Below are 5468 nucleotides of genomic sequence, written 5' to 3' on the forward strand. Positions count from 1 at the left end.
TGTACGACATCACCGGCCAGCTCGCCGGCATCAGCGCGCCTACGCTCGTGGTCAACGGCGACGAGGACGAGGCCTGCCTGGAGCCAGGTCTGCTGCTCAAGCGCACGATCCCGATGGCAGGGCTCGCCGTCGTGCCGAACTCGGGGCATGCCCTCAACCTGGAAGAGCCCGAGCTGTTCAATGACTTTATCCGCACGCTGATCGGCGCCGCCGAGGCCGGCACATGGCCGACCCGGGATCCGCGGTCGCTGTCGGCGTCGATGGGCATCGCCAACCCCGGGACGGCGTGACCCGTCTTCACGCTTCTTGTAATCAGCGCAAGCAGCGGAAGGAACAGGCTCGTCAAGAATCTCGTAACTAACATTGAGCATCGGGCATTGTTCGATGAGGGAACTAACGGGCGCCAGAGGCAGGAGCCAACGCAGGCAGGCACCACTCGACGCACCGCGACTCACTCCCATCCTTTGTGCTGGTGACACGCCTCCGTTTGACTCCGTCCGACCGTCCCTGATTCACCGGCCATACATCAATGCCGCTTAGCTTAAGTTGGTCACGCCTCCCAGCTGCCCGAAATATCAGCATAAGAGTACCAAGATCGAATAAATCCATGTCGTTTCCGTCGTCATGGTGACGTAAACGACACGGATTTCGAATAGATAACCCTAGGCTGGGTGCAATCCGGTGACTGATGGCTGTCCGGACAGCGGCGCGGCGCGTGCGCAGTCGCAAGCTAAAGCGGCACTGTGTCCTGGCGACAGAAATCAGGAACAAACCCCCAGACGGCCATGGCGCGCGCTCCAGCAAACCGGCCTCACGCCGGACGATCGCTAATTCCTACTTGACCGATCGCTTTTATATATTTTAGCCTGGCAGGGCCGGGTGGCGCGGCCGAGCCATCCCGGTCCGCATCGCCGCCGCGCGCGCTGAAGCCGCGGCGCCACTGTCGCGGTCTTGCCCTGTCCGCCCGTCCCGTCAGCCCCGCCGTCGCACCGCGACAGCGGCCGACCCGCCACGTACGCCCGCGTACGTCCCACCACGGGAGCAGTCCAATGTCGTTTCGTCGCCTCCGCCCGCGCGGTCTTTTCCGGTCGCGTCTGACTTACCGCAGCGCGGCGGCCGCCGCCGCTGCCGTCGCGATCTCGGCACTGGCCGCCTGCGGCAGCGCGTCCGGCGGATCCACTGGTTCCGGCTCATCCGCCGGCGGCGCGGGCGCCAGCGGCACGCTGAACTGGGAGTGGCAGCTCCCGACCTCCTGGGACCCCGTCACGTCGAGCGCCGGCTGGGACATGCACGCCCTCGGCCTCGTGTACGCGTCGCTCACCACCCTCGACCCCGCCGGGGATGTCGGGCCCGGCCTGGCGTCGTCGTGGACGTACGCGGCCGACGGGAAGAGCGTCACCTTCCAGCTCCGCCCGGGGCTGACGTTCAGCGACGGGACGCCGCTGAACGCGCAGGCGGTCAAGGAGAACATCGACCGCGGTCAGGCCCAGGGCAACTCGACCGTCGCGTCCGAGCTGTCGGTCATCTCCAAGGTCGTGGTCAACAGCCCGGCGAGCTTCACGCTCGACCTGACTCAGGTTGACTACCAGGTGCCCGACCTGCTCGCGGGCAAGGACGGAATGATGGTCAGCCCGGCGGCCTTCGCGCACGTCAGCTCCATCCCCACCCAGCCGGTGGGCGCCGGGCCGTTCAAGCTGACCAGTTACGTTCCCGACTCGCACGCGGACCTGGTGCGCAACCCCGGCTACTGGGACGCCAGCCAGATCCACATCCAGAACTTCACCGTGCAGGACATCACCCAGCCCGAGCAGATCCTGTCCGCGCTGCAGTCCGGCCAGGTCAACGTGGCCTACATCGCGGGCAACCAGGTCGCGTCGGCGAAGGCGGCCGGGTTCAAGATCGCGGTGATCCCGTCCGAGGTCGTCAACGAGCTCGACATCCAGACCGCGACCGCGCCGTTCAACAACCCGAACGTCGTGAAGGCGATCAACTACGCGATCAACCGGCAGGCGATCCTCCAGGTCCAGGCGGCCGGCTACGGCGCGGTGGCCTACCAGCCGTTCCCGAAGGGATTCGTCGGATACAGCGCCAAGCTCGCCAACCTCTATCCGTACAACCCCGCGGTCGCCAGGCAGCTGCTGGCGCAGGCGGGCTACCCGCACGGCCTCAAGATCACCCTGAGCACGGTCAGCACGACTAACTCACTCGCCGAGCAGATCCAGGGTCAGCTCGCGCAGGCCGGCATCACGGCTACCATCAACGACATCCCGACGGACACCGAGACACAGCAGCTCTACCTCAACAAGAGCATCCCGCTCGCGGTGGACGGCACGGCGGGGCGGATGTCTCCAGTGGAGATGCTCGATGTCCTGTACAGCCAGCAGGGCCTGATGAACGTGAACGGCAAGACGTCGACCACTCCGGCCGAAGTCAGCGCGGCGCTGGCCAAGGCGCTCACCGTCCCGCTGGACTCCCCGGATTACCCCAGCACGCTGCAGAACGCCGTGGAGACCTCCGTCTTGAACGAGCCGACTCACATCTGGCTGTACACCAACCCGCGCATCCTCGCCTACAGCTCGACGGTGACCGGCATTCCGCAGGACCTGGTCCAGCAACGCTGGGAAGGCGTCCGGGTGGCGGGCTGACCCGATGGCAGTCGCGGAACTGACAGCCGCCGGCAGCGCCCTCGCGGCGCCCCGGCGGCGCCGGACACGGGCCGCAGCGTCACGGATCGGCGGCGGCCTCGCCGTGCTGATTCCGATCCTGGTGCTCAGCTCGTTCATCACCTACAGCCTGGGCGCGCTGTCCAACAGCAACCCGGCGGCCACGATCCTGGGTCAGGACGCGGCGACGCCGGCGGCGGTGGCGCACCTGGATCACGTGCTCGGCCTGGACAAACCGCTGCCCGTCCAGTACGGGAACTGGCTGTCGCAGGCCGTGCGCGGCAACCTCGGGGTCTCCTACTTCACCCAGATACCGGTGTCGCAGAGCATCGCCCAGCGGCTGCCCGTCGACCTCTCGATCGCCATCGGCGCGATCATCCTGGCGGTACTGATCGGCGGTACCGCCGGGACGGTCGCCGCGGTCCGCCGGGGCGGCTGGGTCGACCGGGGGGTCACGCTGGCGTGCTCGGCGGTGTCGACGCTGCCGGCCTTCGTGGTCGGGATCATCCTGGTCGTCGCGTTCGCGGTGACCGCGCACGTGCTGCCGGCCAACGGGTACACGGGCCCGACCGCGGGGATCGGCCCGTGGCTCGCGCACATCATCCTGCCGAGCCTGGCGCTGGCCCTGCCGGTCGCCGCGGACGTCGCCAGGCAGCTGCGGACCTCGCTGGTCTCCGTGCTCGAGCAGAACTACATCACCGGTGCCAGGGTCCGGGGGCTGCCGTACCGCAGGATCCTGACCAGGCACGCGCTGCGTAACGCGGCCGGCCCGGCGCTCACCATCCTCGGCAACGACTTCCCGGTCATGCTCGCCGGCGCGGTGGCCGCCGAGGCGGTCTTCTCGCTGCCCGGGCTCGGCCAGCTGCTGCTCGAAGCCGCGCAGACCAGGGACATCCCCGTGGTCCAGGGCGTGCTGCTCGTGGTGAGCACGTTCGTGATCGTGATCAACCTGGTAGTGAACACGGTGCTCGGCCTGCTGTACCGGTCGGCCGACGGAGTGGGCGTATGACGCGTACGACGCGTACGACCAGGCGCCCGCCGCATAGCTCAGTGCTGCGGCTGCCGTCCGCCAGGATCGCGGTCGCGATCCTGGCCGTCATCTTGTTCCTGGCGATCTTCGGGTCCGCGCTGGCGCCGCAGAGCCCGCTCGCCATCGACGCGGGCGCCCTGTACAAGGGACCGAGCCTGCACCACCTGCTAGGCACCGACTACCTCGGCAGGGATGTGCTCAGCAGGCTGATGGCAGGCACGAGGCTGTCCGTGCTGACCGCCTTCGAGGCGGTCGGCATCGGGCTGGTCATCGGTGCGCCGCTCGGCGTCGCCACGGTCTTCCTCGGCAGGTGGTTCGACTTCACCGCCAACCGGGTCGCCGACGCGCTGATGACGCTGCCGTCGATCTTCTTCGCCGTAGCGGTCACCGCCGCGCTCGGCAACGGCCTCGTGCAGGCCATGTTCCCGGTTGGCATCCTGCTCATCCCGGGGTTCTACCGGGTCACCAGGGCGGCCACCCTCGAGTTCGGCCGCGCCCAGTACGTGGAGGCCGCCGAGCTGCTCGGCGGGTCGAAGCTGCACGTGATCCGGGTGCACGTGCTGCGCAAGGTGCTGCCGACCATCGCCGTGACCACGGCGACGGCGGCCGCCGGCGCGCTGCTCGCGGTGTCGTTCCTGACCTTCCTCGGCATCGGGGTGCAGCCGCCGACCCCGACGTGGGGCGGCGTGCTCTCGTCCGACCTCGACTACCTGAACCTGGCGCCGTGGGCGCCGTTCATCCCCGGCGCGCTGATCGCGATCACGGTCGGTGCGCTGAACGCGCTCGCCGACGCCTACCGGGACCGGGCAGGCGCAGGCGCGCTGCTCTCCCCGGTGGCCGACCCGGTCATCAAGACCCATTCGACCCTGCAGGCTCTGGAGGCCGCCGATGACCGGCAAACCGCCGCATGACGAGGTGCTCGGCCTCGAGGACCTGCACGTCACTGTGCACGACGGAGCCGCCACCGCGGTCCGCGGCGTCTCGCTCAGCGTCGCCGCCGGCGAGATCGTGGGCCTGGTCGGGGAGTCAGGCAGCGGCAAGACGCTCACCTGCCGGGCCGCCCTCGGCGTGCTCCCGCAGGGCTGCGCCGTCGGGCGGGGCACGATCTCGTTCGAGCGCCAGGATGTGACGGACCTGTCCAGGCGGGGCTGGGAGCGCCTGCATGGCACCGGCATGGGCGCGGTGTTCCAGGACCCCGCCTCGTACCTGAACCCGAACCTGACCGTCGGCAGCCAGCTCGCCGAGGTGCTGCGGGTGAAGCAGCGGCTGCGCCGGCGCGAGGCGCACCGTAAGAGCATCGACCTGCTGGCGGCCGTCGGCCTGCACCGCCCGGACTGGGTCTTCCACCAGATCCCCGCCGAACTGTCGGGCGGCATGCTGCAGCGGGTCATGATCGCGATCGCGATCTCCTGCGAGCCGCGGCTGCTCATCGCCGACGAGGCCACCACGGCGCTCGACGTGACGATCCAGGCGGAGATCATCGAGCTGCTGCGCGAGCTGCGCGACCAGCGCGGGCTCGCCGTGCTGTTCGTGTCGCACGACCTCGCGGTGATCAGGGAGCTGTGCGACCGGGTGGTCGTCTTCTACGCCGGCGAGGTCGTCGAATCCGGACCGGTCGAGGAGATCATCGAGCGGCCGAGGCACCCGTACACCCAGGCCCTGCTCCACGTGGCGTCGGTCGGCGACTTCCGGCGCCGCGAGCTGCGGGTGATCCCCGGGCAGCCGCCGCGGGCCGGCGCCGACATCACCGGCTGCCGGTTCGCCGGGCGCTGCCC

Annotated in this window: 5 protein-coding genes; all 5 read left to right on the top strand. The window is 69.2% G+C overall.

Translation table 11 applies throughout. From position 1 onward, the window contains the following. Positions 1 to 290 (top strand): alpha/beta fold hydrolase (locus tag WA805_RS30360; protein ID WP_425244041.1); only part of this gene is annotated, 290 nt, incomplete at its 5' end. 759 nt (positions 291 to 1049) lie between these two features. Continuing rightward, on the top strand, positions 1050 to 2645 hold the full coding sequence (locus tag WA805_RS30365; protein ID WP_425244042.1) for an ABC transporter substrate-binding protein: 1596 nt from the start codon (positions 1050 to 1052) through the stop codon (positions 2643 to 2645). 4 nt (positions 2646 to 2649) lie between these two features. Further along, positions 2650 to 3672: an ABC transporter permease gene (locus tag WA805_RS30370; protein ID WP_422281926.1), complete on the top strand. Its 1023-nt coding sequence runs from the start codon at positions 2650 to 2652 to the stop codon at positions 3670 to 3672. Then, positions 3669 to 4604: an ABC transporter permease gene (locus WA805_RS30375; protein ID WP_422324592.1), complete on the top strand. Its 936-nt coding sequence runs from the start codon at positions 3669 to 3671 to the stop codon at positions 4602 to 4604. The genes WA805_RS30370 and WA805_RS30375 overlap by 4 nt, the downstream gene beginning before the upstream one ends. After that, a partial coding sequence (locus tag WA805_RS30380) for an ABC transporter ATP-binding protein (RefSeq protein WP_422281930.1) occupies positions 4582 to 5468 on the top strand: 887 nt, incomplete at its 3' end. The genes WA805_RS30375 and WA805_RS30380, both read left to right, overlap by 23 nt.

Origin of the sequence: Trebonia sp. (genome assembly GCF_049794275.1) — a bacterium.
Classification (GTDB): Bacteria; Actinomycetota; Actinomycetes; order Streptosporangiales; family Streptosporangiaceae; genus Trebonia.

Excerpts from the sequence above, each read along its gene's own strand:
- WA805_RS30375 (WP_422324592.1), top strand. The coding sequence starts at position 3,669 with ATGACGCGTACGACGCGTACGACCAGGCGCCCGCCGCATAGCTCAGTG.
- WA805_RS30370 (WP_422281926.1), top strand. The coding sequence starts at position 2,650 with ATGGCAGTCGCGGAACTGACAGCCGCCGGCAGCGCCCTCGCGGCGCCC.
- WA805_RS30365 (WP_425244042.1), top strand. The coding sequence starts at position 1,050 with ATGTCGTTTCGTCGCCTCCGCCCGCGCGGTCTTTTCCGGTCGCGTCTG.